At 39.3% G+C, this 17,790-nt stretch carries 21 protein-coding genes and 2 tRNA genes; 16 read left to right on the top strand and 7 right to left on the bottom strand.

Translation table 11 applies throughout. The features are described from left to right. Positions 1 to 10 precede the first annotated feature (10 nt). The 4 genes from dsbA to ACWIT3_RS08280 all read left to right on the top strand — a co-directional run bounded on the left by dsbA (position 11) and on the right by ACWIT3_RS08280 (position 3,018). Positions 11 to 628 carry a thiol:disulfide interchange protein DsbA gene (gene dsbA, locus ACWIT3_RS08295; protein WP_457162263.1) on the top strand — a complete coding sequence of 206 codons (618 nt, stop codon included), beginning with the start codon at positions 11 to 13 and terminating at the stop codon, positions 626 to 628. A gap of 57 nt (positions 629 to 685) precedes the next feature. Then, the gene (locus tag ACWIT3_RS08290) at positions 686 to 1,015 is read left to right on the top strand and encodes a DUF413 domain-containing protein (protein WP_046339197.1); all 330 of its coding nucleotides are present in this window, start codon (positions 686 to 688) and stop codon (positions 1,013 to 1,015) included. A 92-nt stretch (positions 1,016 to 1,107) separates the two neighbouring features. Next, positions 1,108 to 2,205 (top strand): tRNA (uridine(54)-C5)-methyltransferase TrmA, encoded by a 1,098-nt coding sequence (trmA, locus tag ACWIT3_RS08285; protein ID WP_457162262.1) that lies wholly within the window; start codon positions 1,108 to 1,110, stop codon positions 2,203 to 2,205. A 3-nt stretch (positions 2,206 to 2,208) separates the two neighbouring features. After that, positions 2,209 to 3,018 carry a class I SAM-dependent methyltransferase gene (locus ACWIT3_RS08280; RefSeq protein ID WP_457162261.1) on the top strand — a complete coding sequence of 270 codons (810 nt, stop codon included), beginning with the start codon at positions 2,209 to 2,211 and terminating at the stop codon, positions 3,016 to 3,018. A 57-nt stretch (positions 3,019 to 3,075) separates the two neighbouring features. Here ACWIT3_RS08280 and ACWIT3_RS08275 read toward each other — a convergent pair whose 3' ends face one another. Further along, entirely contained in the window at positions 3,076 to 3,606 is a 531-nt protein-coding gene (locus tag ACWIT3_RS08275) for a hypothetical protein (RefSeq protein WP_457162260.1), read from the bottom strand. Between the two features lie 176 nt (positions 3,607 to 3,782). Between ACWIT3_RS08275 and glmU the strand changes: the two genes are divergently transcribed. After that, positions 3,783 to 5,159, top strand: a complete 1,377-nt coding sequence (gene glmU / locus ACWIT3_RS08270; RefSeq protein WP_457162259.1) for a bifunctional UDP-N-acetylglucosamine diphosphorylase/glucosamine-1-phosphate N-acetyltransferase GlmU — start codon at positions 3,783 to 3,785, stop codon at positions 5,157 to 5,159. Between the two features lie 133 nt (positions 5,160 to 5,292). Here glmU and yggU read toward each other — a convergent pair whose 3' ends face one another. From yggU to trmB, 5 genes are all read right to left on the bottom strand, one after another. Beyond that, on the bottom strand, positions 5,293 to 5,598 hold the full coding sequence (gene yggU / locus ACWIT3_RS08265; RefSeq protein ID WP_457162258.1) for a DUF167 family protein YggU: 306 nt from the start codon (positions 5,596 to 5,598) through the stop codon (positions 5,293 to 5,295). Positions 5,599 to 5,631: 33 nt separating this feature from the next. Then, entirely contained in the window at positions 5,632 to 6,198 is a 567-nt protein-coding gene (locus tag ACWIT3_RS08260) for a YggT family protein (protein WP_457162257.1), read from the bottom strand. Between the two features lie 16 nt (positions 6,199 to 6,214). Then, complete coding sequence (gene corA / locus ACWIT3_RS08255; RefSeq protein WP_457162256.1) at positions 6,215 to 7,165, bottom strand: magnesium/cobalt transporter CorA; 951 nt, start codon at positions 7,163 to 7,165, stop codon at positions 6,215 to 6,217. A gap of 386 nt (positions 7,166 to 7,551) precedes the next feature. Then, positions 7,552 to 7,896 (bottom strand): YggL family protein, encoded by a 345-nt coding sequence (locus ACWIT3_RS08250; protein WP_457162255.1) that lies wholly within the window; start codon positions 7,894 to 7,896, stop codon positions 7,552 to 7,554. Positions 7,897 to 7,949: 53 nt separating this feature from the next. Next, a complete protein-coding gene (trmB, locus tag ACWIT3_RS08245) occupies positions 7,950 to 8,717 on the bottom strand; it encodes a tRNA (guanosine(46)-N7)-methyltransferase TrmB (RefSeq protein WP_457162254.1) in 768 nt (255 codons plus the stop codon). A gap of 120 nt (positions 8,718 to 8,837) precedes the next feature. Here trmB and ACWIT3_RS08240 point away from each other — a divergent pair, with 120 nt between their 5' ends. The 6 genes from ACWIT3_RS08240 to ACWIT3_RS08215 all read left to right on the top strand — a co-directional run bounded on the left by ACWIT3_RS08240 (position 8,838) and on the right by ACWIT3_RS08215 (position 12,260). Beyond that, positions 8,838 to 9,329: a cytochrome b gene (locus tag ACWIT3_RS08240; protein WP_457162253.1), complete on the top strand. Its 492-nt coding sequence runs from the start codon at positions 8,838 to 8,840 to the stop codon at positions 9,327 to 9,329. An 86-nt stretch (positions 9,330 to 9,415) separates the two neighbouring features. Further along, positions 9,416 to 10,534, top strand: a complete 1,119-nt coding sequence (mutY, locus tag ACWIT3_RS08235; RefSeq protein ID WP_457162252.1) for an A/G-specific adenine glycosylase — start codon at positions 9,416 to 9,418, stop codon at positions 10,532 to 10,534. Continuing rightward, positions 10,527 to 10,799, top strand: coding sequence for an oxidative damage protection protein (locus ACWIT3_RS08230; protein ID WP_457162251.1), 273 nt, complete (start codon positions 10,527 to 10,529; stop codon positions 10,797 to 10,799). The genes mutY and ACWIT3_RS08230 overlap by 8 nt, the downstream gene beginning before the upstream one ends. Before the next feature lie 7 nt (positions 10,800 to 10,806). Continuing rightward, complete coding sequence (mltC, locus tag ACWIT3_RS08225) at positions 10,807 to 11,883, top strand: membrane-bound lytic murein transglycosylase MltC (protein WP_457162250.1); 1,077 nt, start codon at positions 10,807 to 10,809, stop codon at positions 11,881 to 11,883. A gap of 221 nt (positions 11,884 to 12,104) precedes the next feature. Then, positions 12,105 to 12,180 (top strand) — tRNA-Phe (locus ACWIT3_RS08220). A 4-nt stretch (positions 12,181 to 12,184) separates the two neighbouring features. Then, positions 12,185 to 12,260: transfer RNA gene (locus ACWIT3_RS08215), tRNA-Asn, on the top strand. 137 nt (positions 12,261 to 12,397) lie between these two features. Here ACWIT3_RS08215 and ACWIT3_RS08210 read toward each other — a convergent pair. Beyond that, on the bottom strand, positions 12,398 to 12,991 hold the full coding sequence (locus ACWIT3_RS08210) for a YajG family lipoprotein (protein ID WP_457162249.1): 594 nt from the start codon (positions 12,989 to 12,991) through the stop codon (positions 12,398 to 12,400). Positions 12,992 to 13,124: 133 nt separating this feature from the next. Here ACWIT3_RS08210 and ACWIT3_RS08205 point away from each other — a divergent pair, with 133 nt between their 5' ends. From ACWIT3_RS08205 to ACWIT3_RS08185, 5 genes are all read left to right on the top strand, one after another. Continuing rightward, positions 13,125 to 13,436, top strand: coding sequence for a BolA family protein (locus tag ACWIT3_RS08205; RefSeq protein ID WP_457162248.1), 312 nt, complete (start codon positions 13,125 to 13,127; stop codon positions 13,434 to 13,436). Positions 13,437 to 13,817: 381 nt separating this feature from the next. Continuing rightward, positions 13,818 to 15,158, top strand: a complete 1,341-nt coding sequence (locus tag ACWIT3_RS08200; protein ID WP_457162247.1) for a Na(+)-translocating NADH-quinone reductase subunit A — start codon at positions 13,818 to 13,820, stop codon at positions 15,156 to 15,158. 2 nt (positions 15,159 to 15,160) lie between these two features. Then, positions 15,161 to 16,393, top strand: coding sequence for an NADH:ubiquinone reductase (Na(+)-transporting) subunit B (locus tag ACWIT3_RS08195; protein ID WP_457162246.1), 1,233 nt, complete (start codon positions 15,161 to 15,163; stop codon positions 16,391 to 16,393). Further along, the gene (locus ACWIT3_RS08190; RefSeq protein WP_457162245.1) at positions 16,386 to 17,168 is read left to right on the top strand and encodes a Na(+)-translocating NADH-quinone reductase subunit C; all 783 of its coding nucleotides are present in this window, start codon (positions 16,386 to 16,388) and stop codon (positions 17,166 to 17,168) included. Before ACWIT3_RS08195 ends, ACWIT3_RS08190 begins: the two co-directional genes overlap by 8 nt. Further along, positions 17,161 to 17,787, top strand: a complete 627-nt coding sequence (locus ACWIT3_RS08185; protein ID WP_049214743.1) for an NADH:ubiquinone reductase (Na(+)-transporting) subunit D — start codon at positions 17,161 to 17,163, stop codon at positions 17,785 to 17,787. The genes ACWIT3_RS08190 and ACWIT3_RS08185 overlap by 8 nt, the downstream gene beginning before the upstream one ends. The last annotated feature ends 3 nt before the right edge of the window (positions 17,788 to 17,790 follow it).

Below are 17,790 nucleotides of genomic sequence, written 5' to 3'. Positions count from 1 at the left end.
AGGATTTCAAATGAAAAAATTGTTTTTAGTTTTAGCATCATTTTTCTCGGTATTGACTGTGCAGGCACAAAACTTAACGGAAGGTAAACACTATATCGCATTAGCCACAGCTCATTCGGCACAACCTGAAGTGGTTGAGTTTTTCTCATTCTATTGCCCACATTGTTATTCTTTTGAATATGAACACAAGATTCCTGCTAAAGTTAAAGCTACCTTACCTCAAAGTGTAGAATTAAAACAATATCATGTGAATTTTTTAGGACCACAAGGTGAAAATTTAACACGAGCTTGGTCTTTTGCGGTGGCAACAGGAGTGGAAGAAAAAGTGAAAGAAGCATTATTTCAGGCTGCGCAAAAAAATGCTCTGCGTTCAATGGATGATATTCGACAAATTTTCTTAGATAAAGGTATTCCAGCTGAGCAATTCGATGGTGGAATTAACAGCTTTGCTGTCACTGCGTTAATGAATAAACAAATTCATGCCGCAGAAGAATTGAAAGTCCGTGGTGTGCCAGATTTTTACATTAATAATCGTTATCGTGTAAAACCAGAAGGACTGAGTACTAACAGTAATGAGGCTTTTGTCAAAGATTATGTAGAAACTGTAAAAGGTTTATTGCAAAAATAATAAAAAATTGGTTTAATGCGTCGTTTTTAATAACAGAGATTATTCGTAGAGGATATTATGGCAGAAAGTTTTAGTGTTACACGTCGTTTTTTCGATGACAAAAATTACCCAAGAGGCTTTTCACGTCACGGCGATTACACCATCAAAGAATCACAAGCACTTGAGCAATATGGTCAAGCATTTAAAGCATTGGATTCAGGTGAGCGTGCGCCTGTAACAAAAGAGGAAAAAGAATTTGTTGCTTTCTGCCGTGGTGAACGCCAACCTGAAACGTTCTTAGAGAAAACTTGGAATAAATATCGCTCACGTATTTCAACAACTAAGCGAGTGTATACGTTATCAGGTGTTGTGGGTACGGATAATCTCGACGATTTCTCAGCAGAATAATCATCTAGTTTGAAAGAATAAAAGGCTTGGCGAATGAGAGAAACCGAGCCTTTTATTTTTAGTTGAACATCACACAATATAGAACGTATCTCATGCAAAGTTTGCTTCCTATCGAACAATATGATCAATTGCTGGCTGAAAAGCAGCAAAAACTTACCGCACTTTTAGCTCCCTTTCATGCACCCGAATTAACGGTATTTGCTTCACCTGTGCAACACTATAGAATGCGCGCTGAGTTTAGAATTTGGCACGACAAAGGTGAGATTTACCACATCATGTTTGATCAAGACACTCGTCAGCGCTATCGTGTGGACACTTTTCCTATCGCGAGCCAGTTGATTAATCAAATGATGAACGCTTTGTTGCCATTAATCAAACTTGAACCCGTATTAGAACATCGACTGTTTCAGATTGATTATTTAAGTACATTAAGTAATAAAATCATAGTCAGTTTGCTGTACCACAAGGAACTGGATGAACAATGGACTATTGCAGCCAGACAATTAAAAGCAACATTGCAAGTGCAAGGGTTTGATCTACAGATTATTGGACGTGCGAGTAAACAGAAAATTTGTTTGGAACATGACTTTGTTGATGAAGTCTTGACGGTACAAAATAAAGCGTATATTTACCGTCAGGTTGAAAACAGTTTTACTCAGCCGAATGCAATAGTAAACCAGAAAATGTTGGAATGGGCGATTGCCTGCACGGCGGAAAGTCAGGGTGATCTATTAGAACTGTATTGTGGAAATGGCAATTTTTCAATAGCCCTTGCTCAAAACTTCCGTAAAGTATTGGCAACCGAGATTGCGAAGCCATCAGTGAGTGCCGCTCAATTTAATATCGCAGCAAATAAGATTAATAACTTACAAATTATTCGCATGTCTGCAGAAGAGTTTACTCAAGCGATGAATGGCGTACGTGCTTTTAATCGTTTGAAAGGAATCGATCTCACAACTTACGAATGTAATACGATTTTTGTTGATCCACCACGTGCGGGTTTAGATGATGAAACGGTCAAATTAGTACAGCAGTATGAACGTATTTTGTATATTTCCTGTAATCCACATACACTATGCGATAATTTGCACACACTTTGTCAAACCCATCGTATTGAGAAAGCGGCATTGTTCGATCAATTTCCCTATACAGACCACATGGAAACGGGTGTATGGTTAATTCGGAAGTAAGGTATGAAGATTCAGCTGATTTGTGAAACAAATGACGCATCCCATTTTTTTGCTCGTTGTGTAGACGCAGGTTTAGAACAAGATCCAGCAAGTATTTTAGCTTTAGTTCAATGCGAAGATGAGCAAGGACAACTTCGTATAGAGCTACGTAAATTAGATGAAGCAAAATTAGGCGCAGTATATGTGGATTTCGTTAACGGAGCTTTGGCTCACCGCCGAAAATTTGGTGGTGGACGGGGGGAAGCAATTGCTAAGGCAGTTGGCATTAAGAAAGATTATTTACCTAGTGTGATTGATGCAACCGCTGGACTAGGGCGCGATGCATTTGTTTTAGCCGCGTTAGGTTGTCAAATCCGCCTTGTTGAGCGTCATCCAGTTGTTCGTTTATTGTTGGAAGATGGTCTACAACGTGCTTATGCAGATGCGGAAATCGGTGAAATGATGCAAAAAAATATGCGTTTATTAGATGTAAAGCATATTGCAGAATTGGATCCAATGAGCGATTTTGCTGATGTGGTTTATCTTGACCCCATGTACCCTCATAAACAAAAAAGTGCACTTGTTAAGAAAGAAATGCGTGTTTTTCAGCACTTAGTGGGGGCCGATTTAGATGCAGAAAATTTACTTGCACCCGCTTTGCAACTTGCCAAGAAGCGAGTCATTGTGAAACGTCCTGATTATGCGGCGTTTCTTGCTCAGATTGCACCACAGTTTAGCCGCGAAACCAAGAATCATCGTTTTGATATCTATCTTTCTCAAGAGGGCGAGTTGACTAAATCCTCTTCAGAAACGTTTTCAGCAGAAATGAAATAACCGCACGCTTCTCTTTCAAAAAACGGGCGGTTATTGATTTAGGAACGATCTGGAAAGTTATGGGGTTGTTGTGACACCGTATTTCTCAGCCAATTCGTTATTCAGTTGTGTAAACTCATCTGATATTTTTAAAAGTTCATCACGTTTCATTAGCAGGGCTTTTCCACCCGCTTCAGATGGATTTTGTTGTAGTTTTACGTTATCTGTCATCAATTGTGATGAAGTAATGAGTAAAAGCTTCGCTTTTTCTTTAAGTGGGTGAATCTCAGGGCTATAAATAGGTAAGGCATCAAGTGCTTTGACAATATTGTCTACTTCTTGAGAGAACTTGATTAAAATAGCTTCTCGTGCTGTTGTATCACCCGATTGAATTGTATCGATCAGCTGCTGATTTAAGACGCCGACTTTTTCATTCTGTGCAAGTTGAAACTCAGTGAGTCGTTTAAAATCTTCTTTTGGATCCGCTTTGACATGTGCAGCAGGTGTGTCTATGCTTGCTTTGGTTGCTGGAGAGGTTGCTTGGTCACAACCAACTAAATAGACAGAGGCAAGTAATATTGCGCCGAGTTTCAATGATAATTTTTTCATAATTTCATCCTTAAATAATAAGTTATATTGCTATCCTTAATAAACGGGTCTGTACTATACACTGCTTTGTCTTATCTGACAATTTCCTTGTTTTCACTATGCTGCGCTTATTTTTCTTGTGAAGTTAGATTATAATTTCGCTTACTTATCCATTCATCAATAAATAAGAGACTTTTATGGAAAATAAAGCATTAAGCATCGTCATTTTGGCTGCTGGTAAAGGAACACGTATGTATTCCGATTTGCCCAAAGTCCTACATAGCATTGCGGGTAAACCTATGGTGAAACACGTGATTGATACAGTGAAATCAATTCATGCAAAAAATATCCATTTAGTGTATGGGCACGGTGGAGATGTGATGCAAGCAAGATTGCGTGATGAGCCAGTTAATTGGGTCTTCCAAGCGGAACAACTTGGCACAGGTCATGCTATGCAGCAGGCAGCTCCTTTTTTTGCAGATGATGAGAATATTTTAATGCTATATGGTGATGGTCCATTAATCACACCTGAGACCCTGCAAAAACTGATTGCGGCAAAACCTGACAATGGCATTGCGTTATTGACAGTCGTATTGGATAACCCAACAGGTTATGGTCGTATTGTACGCGAGCAAGGACAAGTCGTAGCCATTGTTGAGCAAAAAGATGCGAATGCGGAACAATTGAAAATCCAAGAAATTAATACAGGCGTCTTGGTTGCGGATGGTAAAAATTTGAAGAAATGGTTAAGTCAATTGACTAATAATAATGCACAGGGAGAATATTATATTACGGATGTCATTGGTCTTGCTAATCAACAAGGCTGCCAAGTGATTGCTGTTCAAGCGGATGATTTCATGGAAGTGGAAGGTGTTAATAACCGTCAACAATTAGCTCGCTTAGAGCGTTACTATCAGCGTAAGCAAGCAGATAAATTATTATTAGCAGGCGTGGGATTAGCCGATCCTGCTCGTTTTGATTTACGAGGTGAATTGACGCACGGAAAAGATGTTGAAATTGACATTAATGTCATCATTGAAGGACAAGTGAAATTAGGGCATCGTGTTCGTATTGGGGCAGGTTGTATCTTAAAAAACTGTGAAATTGGTGATGATGTGGACATTAAACCCTACTCCGTTTTAGAACAGACGGTCATTGGAAACGCAGCTCAAATTGGACCATTTTCACGTTTACGTCCAGGTGCGGTACTGGCAGAAGAAACCCATATTGGTAATTTCGTTGAAATTAAAAAAGCAGAGATTGGCAAAGGGTCTAAAGTCAATCATTTGAGCTATGTGGGGGATGCTGAAATTGGGCAACATTGTAATATTGGTGCGGGAGTGATTACATGCAATTATGATGGGGCGAATAAATTTAAGACCTGTATTGGAGATAACGTTTTTGTCGGGTCTGATGTACAGCTTGTTGCGCCGGTTACTGTCGAAAATGATGCGACAATTGGTGCTGGGACAACGGTGACAAAAAATGTTAGTTCTGGTGAGCTTGTTATCAGTCGTGTACCGCAACGTCATATTCAAGGCTGGCAACGTCCAACAAAAAAAGATAAAAAATAAGCCGCACTTGATAAGCATGAGGTGCTTGCACAATCGGTTAGGTCAAGATATCAGAATTGACCTAACTGAATAAAATAGAAAACGCGCTTTGTCGTTTTTATTGTACACATTTTTCATTCATTTTCATCAACGCTCAAACTTGTTCTCTGAGTAACGCTAAGATATCTGCAGGGATCACTTTTGGTGCAGGGATTAAAACCTGCTTATGTCGATTGAGCTCACCTTTTTCTAAAATAATACTGCTTTTTGCGACCTTGAAGATTTTACTTAAGAATTTGAGTAAGTGAGCGTTTGCTTTTCCATCAATAGGTGGGGCAGTCAGCATGATTTTGAGTTCATTATCATGAATACCAAGGATTTGATCTTTGCTGGCTTTCGGTTGCAGAAAGATCCGCAACCGTAAGTTCTCACCTTGTTTTTCTATTGCAGAGAGCACCATGGGGACAAAATTCCTCGAAATGTATCCGCACTTTTAATAGCTGCTTAGCAGCCAGTATGTACCGAATAAGTCGAGTAAGATTTTATCTGAGAAGAACAGCACAAAGGCTAATACCATAGGCGAAAAGTCGATCATGCCAGTGTTAGGTAAAATGCGTTGAATCGGCTTCAATAAAGGCGCGGTTAATTGGTGCAAGACGAATTGCATCGGATTTGGGCTACGATTAAACCAACTCATAATTGCCCCTAATAACAATACATAAAAAATGGCTTTACCATAAGTACGAAGCAAGGAGAGTCCACCAATTGCAGAATAATCAAAGAAACTTGCATTAGCGATGAATAAATTTCCAACTAAATGGGCTAATGGAAATTTAGCACTAAATAAAATAAACGCTACAAATAATGCAGCGAAATCAATGTTTTTAAATGTAGGAATAAAAGTACGGAAAGGAGCAAGTACGGGTTGTGTTATTTTTACCAATCCTTGAGATAGTGGATTATAAAAATCCACTCGACTAAATTGGAACCATGCACGTAAAACTAAAATAAAGCCATATACATCAATGAGTGTAAAAATTAATAATTGTCCTGAGTTCATTTTATTCCCTTCAATTTTATAGCCAACCTTTACGTTTGAAATACCAATAAGGTGCAAAGGCAGCCAATGCCATTAACCCAAGTGCCATTGGGTAACCAAATTTTAATCCTAGCTCAGGCATCATTTCAAAGTTCATTCCATAGTTAGATGCCACTAATGTTGGTGGCAGGAAGATCACTGAAACGACCGAGAAGATTTTAATGATACGGTTTTGTTCAATACTAATGAAACCCATCGCCGCTTGCATCAAGAAGTTGACACGTTGGAACAGTGATTCATTATGTGGTTGTAACGATTCAATATCGCGCAAAATTTCACGAGCTTGTTCAAGCTGGTTAGCTGGAAGACGTGTTTTGCGTACCAAGAAGCTTAACGCACGTTGTGTATCCATTAAGCATAAACGTACTTTTGAGCTGCTATCTTCTTGTTCAGTGAGTGTGGCGAGCGCTTGGTCAAAGGCTTCACCTTGTGTTCCGTCAAGAATGACACGGCTTAATTTTTCTAAGTCAGAATACACCGTCTCAATAACATCAGCTAATTGTTCAATTTTTGTTTCAAATAAATCCAGTAAAACTTCATAAGCATTGCATTCAATTAAACGCTGGTTACGTGAACGCATCCGATATAAACGAAATGCAGGTAATTCTCTGTCACGTAGTGTGAAAAGACGTCCATCGCGCACAGTAAATGCGACGCTAGCTAAGTCAGCATAATCCTCTTCATCTTCGCAATAGAAGAAAGAGTGTAGGTGTAACCCATCTTCATCTTCGAAAAAACGAGCAGATGCTTCGATATCTTCTAATTCAAGAAACGTGGCGAGACTCTGTCCTAAGTTGTCTTGTAGAATTTCACGCTCTTCACTGGTGGGCTCAAGCAAATCAAGCCAAATAGCATTGTTTAATTGAGCATTTTCAGCTTCATCAATGCGGACGAGGCGCGCATCTTCTAATGTGAAAGCATTAATCATTTTGTCATACTCCTTAATTGGATTATGAACAACGCAGTGAACAAAAGAAACCAAACGAAAATCACGTATTGTGTTAAAAATGCTGTCAAGTTTTTCGTTTGTTATTGGTTATTGATATTTCAACAACCGCAAAAAGATTCCGAATGATGAATAGTTTTAGATCTATCAGCGAACTTTCGCTGATACAGGGGAAATAGCGAAAGTTACAGTAAAAACTCAATTCGGTATCGACTGTGACTGTCCAAAGTGTATGTCCTCATGTTACTAAATCGCGGCGAATGTTACGCTTGAAAGGGCGATTCGTCAAGCGTTTATGCGCTTGACACAAACAATTATTCGTGAATTAAAATGAAAAGGCGAACATTTTGTCCGCCTTATGAGAATGATTATGCTTCTTTTGCTGGATATTCCCACCAAATGTCAAATAATGGGCTGATTTCGATTTGCTGTAAACCGTTTTTCTCTAACCATTCTTTTACTAAAGTGCGGTGACTTTCATCACATTTTCCGAGTGCTTCTAAACAGACTAAGCCTTCCCAATGTAAATAGCCACTACCTTCGTACGCTAAACCATTTGGTTGGATCACTTCGCGAATAAAGCGATCAACAACTTCATCAATTTGATCAATAGCAGTCCCTTCTGCAAATTGCCAATTGACTAAGAAGCCTAATTCTTGGAATTCTGCAAGATGCATTTTTTTACGTTGTCTTCTGTTACGTTTGATCGCCATTTGGATTCTCCTCTCTGTTGGCTGATAAAATTTAAAACCTGCAATATGCTTGTTTATTTTTTTCTAAAATATAAATCCCATACACCATGACCTAAACGGTGTCCTCGTTGTTCGAATTTTGTCAATGGACGAAAGTCAGGACGAGGAATATAGTCATGAGTGTCAGATGTATTATGTAATGCTTGATATTGTTGCAATACGGCTAACATATGTTCAGCATAGTTCTCCCAGTCTGTTGCCATATGAATAAACCCACCTGACATTAATTTTTGTTGTACTGTTTCAATAAATGCGGGTTGTACAATTCGACGTTTATGGTGTTTTGCTTTGTGCCAAGGGTCTGGGAAAAATAACTGTAACCCACCTAAGCTATTATCTGCGATACAGTCTCGCAAAATTTCAGTAGCATCATGACAGATAACACGTAAATTGGTTACTTGATTTTCAACCGCGTTTGCAATACAAGCACCCACGCCAGGGGTGTGAACCTCAATACCTAAATAGTTACATTCTGGATGTTGTTTTGCCATTTCGACAAGAGAATGCCCCATCCCGAAACCAATCTCGAGTACAACGGGGTTTTCATTGCCATAGATAGTCTTAAAGTCAAAAGGGGTGGTCTGGTGTTCTAAACCATAAAAATGCCAGTTCTGATTCATCGCATTTTTTTGAAATTCACTTAGGCGTCCTGTACGTAGGACAAAACTACGAACTTTTCGCTTATAACGTCCCTCTTCGGTGAACTCGGCAACTTCAACGGTTTTACGCTTTTGATCCGCAAAAGTTGGGCTTTTATTGGTTTCTAGATTATTCAATGACATATTTTTTGTTTATAATGGTGCAATTTGCTGCGAATTATACGGGTTTTGCTGAAAAATACCAAGCTTGTACGGCTAGACGTGCAGCTTTTACACAAATTACTCATCAGGAGAAAGCGAGATATGGCATCTAACTACCCTAAGTTAATGATTTATTTACATTGGACGACTTTAATACTGGTTCTGACCGCTTATTTTACAGGGGATTATCCGCCAGCAGATGGGATGAAAGGTGAAATTCATGTCTTGAGCGGAATAATATTAATGGGGTTAGTTTTATTCCGTTTGTTATTACGTATAGTCTACCGTGATGTTTTGCCGCAGCATAATTTACCATTCTTGCTACACTTTGCAGCATCTTCAGTGCAAGTGTTGTTATATTTAGCAATGATCTTCACTCCTATTGCAGGCTATTTCACATTAACTGCAGATGTGGACGATTTCATGTTATTTGGTTGGGCATTACCTTATTTCAGTTTAGACTTCTCTTTAGCAAATGCACATGAGTTATTAGCACACAGTTTTCTTATTCTCGTAGGACTTCATGCTGGCGCCGCATTATTTCATCATTTTGTTTTAAAAGATAATGTCTTGAAAAGCATGTCACCACATTAATTCACAACAATTTAAGTGCGGTGGCTTTTTGAGTCAATTTTTACCGCGTAATGTATTTAGAATGTTAATCACACTTTATTTTTACTATGCTTGCAACTTCATCTCCTAACGCACCTTTTGCACAGGCTGTGCTGTCATGGTATGACAAATTTGGTCGTAAACATTTACCTTGGCAACAAAACAAAACGTTATACGGTGTCTGGTTGTCTGAGGTGATGTTACAACAAACTCAAGTTGCGACAGTGATTCCTTATTTTGAGCGTTTTATCAAAATTTTCCCCAATGTGACCGCACTGGCGAATGCTCCGCTTGATGAGGTTTTGCACTTATGGACTGGTCTAGGTTATTACGCGCGCGCGCGAAACTTACACAAGGCAGCCCAAACAATCAGAGATCGTTATAACGGCGAATTCCCAACAGACTTTGAAGAGGTGTGGGCACTGGCTGGAGTCGGCAGAAGTACTGCAGGCGCAGTGCTTTCTTCTTGTTTAGATGCACCGTATCCAATTTTAGATGGCAATGTGAAGCGTGTATTAGCTCGCTATTTTGCGGTTGCGGGTTGGCCTGGCGAGAAAAAAATCGAAGATAAATTGTGGCAACTGACTAAAGAAGTGACACCAACAACTCAAGTGGCAAATTTTAATCAGGCTATGATGGATCTTGGTGCAATGGTATGTACCCGTTCCAAGCCGAAATGTGATTTGTGTCCGTTACAACACAGCTGCGAAGCAAACTTACGGCAAGCATGGCAGGACTATCCAGGTAAAAAACCGAAGAAGAGCTTACCAGAACGCGAAAGTTATTTTCTCATTCTCACATTAAAAGGGAAAGTTGCACTAGAACAGCGACAGCATTCAGGGCTGTGGGGCGGTTTATATTGTTTCCCTCAATTCGATACACAAGCACAATTATTTGCATTTTTGCGCCAGAAGCACATTACACATTATCAAGAATGGACAAGTTTTCGTCATACATTTAGCCACTTTCATTTAGTGATTCATCCGATTTATGTCGATATGGATTGGGTTGAGACAGAGCAAGATCGCACGGACTGGAAAAAAGTAGGAGAAAATAAAGGCGACGATGAATCAATTGTATTCAGTGAAGTCAAATATTGGTATGATCCGTTAAATCCAGAGCAAATTGGGCTGGCAACGCCAGTAAAAAATTTATTAACGCAATTTATAAGGAATCACTATGGCTAGAACCGTATTTTGTGAATATCTCAAACAAGACGCTGAAGGGTTAGATTTTCAATTATATCCTGGCGAGCTAGGCAAGCGTATCTTTGATTCAATCAGCAAACAAGCATGGGGAGAATGGATGAAAAAGCAAACCATGCTAGTGAATGAGAAAAAATTAAATATGATGAATACGGAGCACAGAAAATTACTAGAAGAAGAAATGGTGAATTTCTTATTTGAAGGTAAAGATGTGCATATTGAAGGCTATGTGCCACCTGCGGAATAACATAAATATGAAAAAATATATAGTTTGTGCGCTGATCCCTTTTTTATTTGCTTGTGGGAGTACATCATCTTATAAAAGTGATGAATTTGATGAGGCATTTGCGAAAGACACGCGTGGTTTGGATATTTTAACAGGGCAGTTCTCTCATAATATTGATCGCATTTGGGGCGTGAATGAATTACTTGTTGCGAGTCGCAAAGATTATGTGAAATATACGGATCAGTTTTATACGCGCAGCCATGTGAGTTTTGATGAGGGTTTAATTACAGTTGAAACACAAAGTGATCTCCGCCATTTGCATAATGCGATCGTTCATATTTTGTTAATGGGCTCTGACGCGAATGGAATTGATTTATTTGCATCAGGTGATGTACCGATCAGTTCTCGTCCTTTTTTAGTGGGACAGGTGATTGACCACCTCGGTGGATCGATAACAAATACAACCATTGCAGGGAATTTTGCAAACTATTTACTTCAAAATAAATTACAAACGCGTCGTTTAAGTAATGGGCATACTGTGAAGTATGTTGTTATTCCGATGATTGCAAATCACGTTGCAGTTCGTGCGCAAAAATATTTACCTTTAGTACGTAAAATGGCGCGTCGTTATAATATGGATGAAAGCCTGATTCTTGGGATCATGCAAACAGAATCAAGTTTTAACCCTTATGCGATTAGTTATGCGAATGCCATTGGATTAATGCAAGTTGTTCCGACGACGGCAGGACGCGATATTTTCAAAATGAAAGGTAAAGGAGGGCAGCCGTCCAAGTCATATTTATTTGATCCTGAGAAAAATATTGATGCAGGGGCTTCGTATTTATGGTTGTTACAAAATAAATATTTAGATGGTATCAGCAATCCAACTTCAAAACGCTTTGCTATGATTTCCGCTTATAACAGTGGCGCTGGGGCAGTTTTACGTGTGTTTGACCAGGATCGTGATTTAGCGATTGCAAAAATCAATAAACTATACCCAGAACAAGTGTATCGTATTTTGACGACGCAACATCCGTCTGCGCAAGCGCGAAATTATTTATTAAAAGTCGATCAGGCACAAAAAAGTTATCGAGTGAGAAGATAGACTCATTCAGTTTCGAGAAAATGCTCGCTTAACTTGAGAAGAAGTAGCGAGCATTTTTATTATTTATTTTTAATAGAAAAACATAAAAAACGAGCTAATTTGTGTTATTTTTATTCTTTTCGTTTGTTAAATATGCAACCGATTAAAAAAAAGTGATTTTTTTTAATTTAGGTGTTGACTTAAACCTGAAAAAAACGTTTAATACGCACCACTGATGAGTTGCCTCGATAGCTCAGTCGGTAGAGCAGGGGATTGAAAATCCCCGTGTCGGTGGTTCGATTCCGCCTCGAGGCACCACTTTTCCTCCTTAGTTCAGTCGGTAGAACGGCGGACTGTTAATCCGTATGTCGCTGGTTCAAGTCCAGCAGGAGGAGCCAAATTTTTAGAGCCCGCTAAGTTAGTTAGCGGGCTTTTTCATTTCTTATTGTCTGACTGATTTTCTCAAGGAAAATAAAAAATCGATCCATTTTGGCGAGGATCGATTTTTCACGTTATGAAAATTTACTGATACCAATTATTGTGCATGAACGGCATGAATTGCATTGGCAATTTCTTGGTCTTGGTAAATGGCTTTCACGACTTCGCTAAATGCTTCACTTAAGACTTTTTCAATTTCAGGGTTTTTAGCTGAGAATGCACCTGAATAGGTACGGTTCGCATTAATATTTTTGCTAAATTGCCCTTTTGCGCCTTGTACATGAATCGTCACGCCCACTTTACTGTCAATGTTGTAGCGTAAATTGCCTTGTTCTACGTTAGCATAAAACGTATTGACATCTAATGTGACGGCTGCATTTGATTGTTGTGCGTTACTGACACGGAAACCTTTACTCACTAAATCTTGTTGACCTACTTGTAAAAAGAGCTGCTGAACAGTTGGTGACGCAGAAAGTTTAATTAATTTTCCATCTGCAACATAACTTGCGACCTCAGGCTGTGGACGTTTATCACGCACGCTGACAAAGACGATAGCTTGTTGATTGACTGCCATCGTAGCAGTAGGAGCTGGTGGTGTGAACGTTAGAGTAGAAGGAAGGGTTTGACAGGCAGTCAACACAATACTGCTGGCGATAAGTGTCGTAAGAGATAAGAGTTTAACTCGTTTCATAATGTCCTCATTTAGTAAACAAATATTTAGGTTTAGCACACTAAATATCAAATTAATTTATATTATTCTTGCAAAGTTGTGTTTGAATGTATAGCCTTTATCCTTCAAATTTATTTAAATTGTGGGGAAAGCGATGTCAAAACAGCAAGAGTTAACTGAACGATTATTTCGTGAATTTACACCGCACTTTTTACATGTCGAGAATGAAAGCCACATGCATAGCTCAGGACGTGGTGCAGATTCTCATTTTAAAATTGTCTTAGTGAGTGAGCAGTTTAAAGGATTAACCAAAGTTGCTCGTCACCGTAAAATCTATCAGTTTTTAGCTGACGATCTTCAACAGGGTATCCATGCACTTGCGTTACATCTCTATGACAACGCAGAATGGGAAACATTAGGAAAAGTGTTTCCAAATTCGCCTAATTGTGCAGGAGTAGGTCAATAAAGGATTACCTCTTCGTGAGTAGTTTAAGGTTCTTCTCGTTTTTGAAAATTTGACCTTCTTCAAAAAAATTATCTTTTTTAACTAAAAAATAACGAAAAATAAGGCGTGAAAGTGGCACCAACGTTATTATTTAGTTAAAATAAAGCGTTTTATTTTAGCAAAATTTTAACGTTTGTATTTTAAACAACTGGAGCTAAGCTCGTTGTATTTAAAATAGGGACGAAACAGAATTTGAGTTTTAATTTATGTGAAATTAAGCGAGTGATTGTATTTGTTTTGACAATGTTTGCATGATCTTGCTGAAATCATTACTCAAGACGAGGTTACAGTTATTGGAACTGTAGCTGTATTTTTAATCTGACTAAAAGTAGTGCAAACAATATGATTACGATTAAAAAAGGCTTGGATCTTCCTATTGCAGGGAAGCCAGAGCAAGTAATCCGTGATGGCAATGCTATCACCGAAGTTGCTTTGCTTGGTGAAGAGTATGTGGGAATGCGTCCTTCGATGAAGGTTCGCGAAGGTGATGTAGTGAAAAAGGGTCAGGTGCTTTTTGAAGACAAAAAGAACCCAGGCGTGATGTTTACTGCACCTGCAAGTGGTACTGTAACTGCGATTAATCGTGGTGCTAAGCGTGTTTTACAATCTGTTGTAATTAAAGTCGAAGGTGATGATCAGATCACATTTGAAAAATATTCGACAGAGCAATTAACACAGCTTACTTCAGAGCAAGTTCGTCAAAATTTACAAACTTCAGGATTATGGACCGCACTTCGTACCCGTCCTTTCAGCAAAGTGCCCGCAGTTGATGCGGTACCCGCGTCAATTTTCGTGAATGCGATGGATACCAATCCATTAGCCGCGGATCCTCAAGTTATCCTACAATCACGTGGAGCAGATTTCTTAAATGGTTTAACCGTATTGAGTCGTTTACATGAAGGTAAAGTGTATCTTTGTAAAGCCGCGGGCGCATCTGTTCCAAATGTGAATATCGCAAATGTTGAATTGAAAGAATTTGCGGGTCCACATCCTGCAGGATTAAGTGGTACACACATTCACTTTATTGATCCAGTTAGTGCAACGAAATTTGTTTGGTATGTAAATTACCAAGACGTGATTGCTATGGGTAAATTATTCACCACGGGTGAGCTTGATGTGACACGCGTAGTTGCGTTAGCTGGCCCTCAAGTGAAAAATCCAGCATTAGTACGTACAGTAGTCGGTGCTAACTTATCTCAACTCACTGCAAACGAATTAAAAGACGGTGAAAATCGTGTGATTTCTGGTTCTGTATTAAGCGGTGCGAAAGCATGTGGACCAGTAGATTATTTAGGTCGTTACGCATTACAAGTCTCTGTGATTGAAGAAGGCCGTGAGAAAGAGTTCCTTGGTTGGATTATGCCAGGTGCGAATAAATTCTCAGTTTCTCGCACGGTATTAGGCCACTTCTCTAAGAAATTATTCAATTTTACAACCGCAGTAAACGGTGGTGAGCGTGCGATGGTACCAATCGGTGCTTACGAACGTGTTATGCCATTGGATATTATTCCAACATTATTGTTACGAGACTTAGCGTCTGGTGATACCGATTCTGCTCAAGCATTAGGCTGTTTAGAGTTAGATGAAGAAGATTTAGCGCTGTGTACGTTTGTTTGCCCAGGCAAAAATGAATACGGTGCGCTCTTACGTCAAGCTTTAGATAAGATCGAGAAGGAAGGTTAAAAATGGGTTTAAAACATTTTTTAGAGAAAATTGAACCTGCGTTTTTACCTGGCGGTAAATATGAAAAATGGTATGCGTTGTTTGAAGCAACTGCAACTTTCTTATATACGCCAGGCACAGTAACGCACAAAGCTTCTCATGTGCGTGATGCGTTAGATTCAAAACGTATGATGGTGCTAGTCTGGCTTGCATTGTTCCCAGCGATGTTCTACGGAATGTATAACGTGGGTGCACAAGCGATTTTAGCAACAGATGCATTAGGTACATTACAACAATCAATCGCAAATAACTGGCAATATGCGTTAAGCAACGCATTAGGTGCAGATTTAACCGCATCAGCAGGTTGGGCGAGCAAAATGTTGTTAGGTGCAACATACTTCTTACCAATTTACTTAACGGTATTCTTAGTGGGTGGTTTCTGGGAAGTATTATTCGCGATGGTTCGTAAGCACGAGATTAATGAAGGTTTCTTCGTAACCTCGATTCTTTTAGCATTAATCGTGCCGCCAACATTACCATTATGGCAAGCTGCATTAGCAACCACTTTCGGTGTTGTTGTTGCAAAAGAAATCTTTGGTGGTGTAGGTAAAAACTTTATGAACCCAGCATTAGCTGCACGTGCATTCTTGTTCTTCGCTTACCCAGCTCAAATCTCAGGTGATGCGGTTTGGGTTGCAGCAGATGGTTTCTCAGGCGCAACCGCACTTTCACAATGGGCAGTTGGTGGTGAAGCAGGCTTAAAACACGTTGTAACTGGTCAGCCAATCACTTGGATGGATGCATTCATTGGTAATATCCCTGGTTCTATCGGTGAAGTTTCAACGCTTGCATTATTAATTGGTGCTGCTGTGATTGTATTCGCACGTATTGCATCTTGGCGTATCATCGCTGGTGTCATGATCGGTATGGTTGCGGTATCAACACTCTTTAATTTTATTGGTTCAGAGACAAATCCATTATTTGCAATGCCTTGGTATTGGCACTTAGTGTTAGGTGGTTTCGCGCTTGGTATGTTCTTTATGGCAACAGACCCTGTTTCAGCAGCGTTCACTAACAAAGGTAAATGGTGGTACGGTATCTTAATTGGTGCAATGGCAGTGTTAATTCGTGTCGTTAACCCAGCATACCCAGAAGGGATGATGTTAGCGATCTTATTTGCTAACTTGTTCGCACCAGTATTTGATTACTTAGTGGTTCAAGCCAATATTAAACGTCGGAGAGCTCGCAATGTTTAAGAATAAAGATAGCGTTGGCGGAACACTTCTCGTCATTGTGTTATTGAGTTTAGTTTGTTCTATTATCGTGGCTGGTTCTGCGGTATTACTCAAACCGACTCAAGTTGAACAAAAAGAATTAGATAAGCAAAAAAATATTTTAAGTGTTGCTGGTTTATTGAAAGAAGGCACGAAAACAAGTGAAATCAAAACCATCTACGCAAAAAATATTGAAGCTCGCTTAGTTGACCTAAATACAGGTGATTTTGCACCCGTTCAACCAGGTTTTGATGCGGCAAAAGCAGTAAAAGATCCTGCGCAAAGCACACAACTTTCAGCGGAAGATGATGTCGCGAACATTCGTGTACGTGCAAACTTTGCTGAAGTGTATTTAGTGAAAGACGATGCAGGTAATGTGACTCAAGTTGTTTTACCATTCTATGGTACGGGTTTATGGTCTGTCATGTACGGCTTTATGTCAGTTCAACCAGATGGTAACACGGTAAACGGCATTACTTACTACGATCAAGGTGAAACCCCAGGATTGGGTGGTGAAATCGAAAACCCGAAATGGCAAGCACAATTCCCAGGTAAAAAACTTTACACAGCGGATAACCAAATTGGTTTATTCGTTGGTAAAGGGGCATCAGCAAATGCTGAACACGGTATTGATGCAATTTCAGGTTCGACATTAACCAGTAACGGTGTGAATAATTCATTTAAGTTCTGGTTAGGTCAAAAAGGTTTCGGTCCTTTCTTAGCAAAACTTAAAGCAGGAGTGTTGAACAATGGCTGATACTAAAAAGTTAAAAGGCTTGTTGTTATCTCCAATTATGGACAACAACCCAATCGCATTGCAGATCTTAGGTATTTGTTCTGCTTTAGCGGTGACCACAAAGTTAGAAACTGCGGTGGTAATGACCTTAGCGGTAACCTTCGTAACAGCTTTCTCTAACTTATTTATTTCATTGATTCGTAACTATATTCCAAATAGCGTGCGTATTATCGTTCAAATGGCGATCATCGCATCATTGGTAATCTTAGTTGACCAAATCTTACGTGCTTATGCATACGGTTTATCAAAACAACTTTCTGTTTTCGTTGGTTTGATTATTACAAACTGTATCGTAATGGGGCGTGCAGAAGCATTTGCAATGAAATCAGAACCAGTAGAAAGTTTTGTGGACGGTATTGGTAACGGTTTAGGCTATGGTGCAATCTTAGTTTCAGTTGCATTTATCCGTGAATTAATTGGTTCAGGTAAATTATTTGGTATGACGGTTTTCCAAACTATCCAAGATGGTGGTTGGTATCAAACAAATGGTTTATTCCTACTTGCACCGAGTGCATTCTTTATTATCGGTTTTATTATTTGGGGTATCCGTACCTTAAAACCAGAGCAGGTGGAGAAATAGTCT

The sequence above is a fragment of the Pasteurella sp. P03HT genome (assembly GCF_054052285.1).
This window is presented reverse-complemented; position numbering and strand designations above follow the sequence as displayed.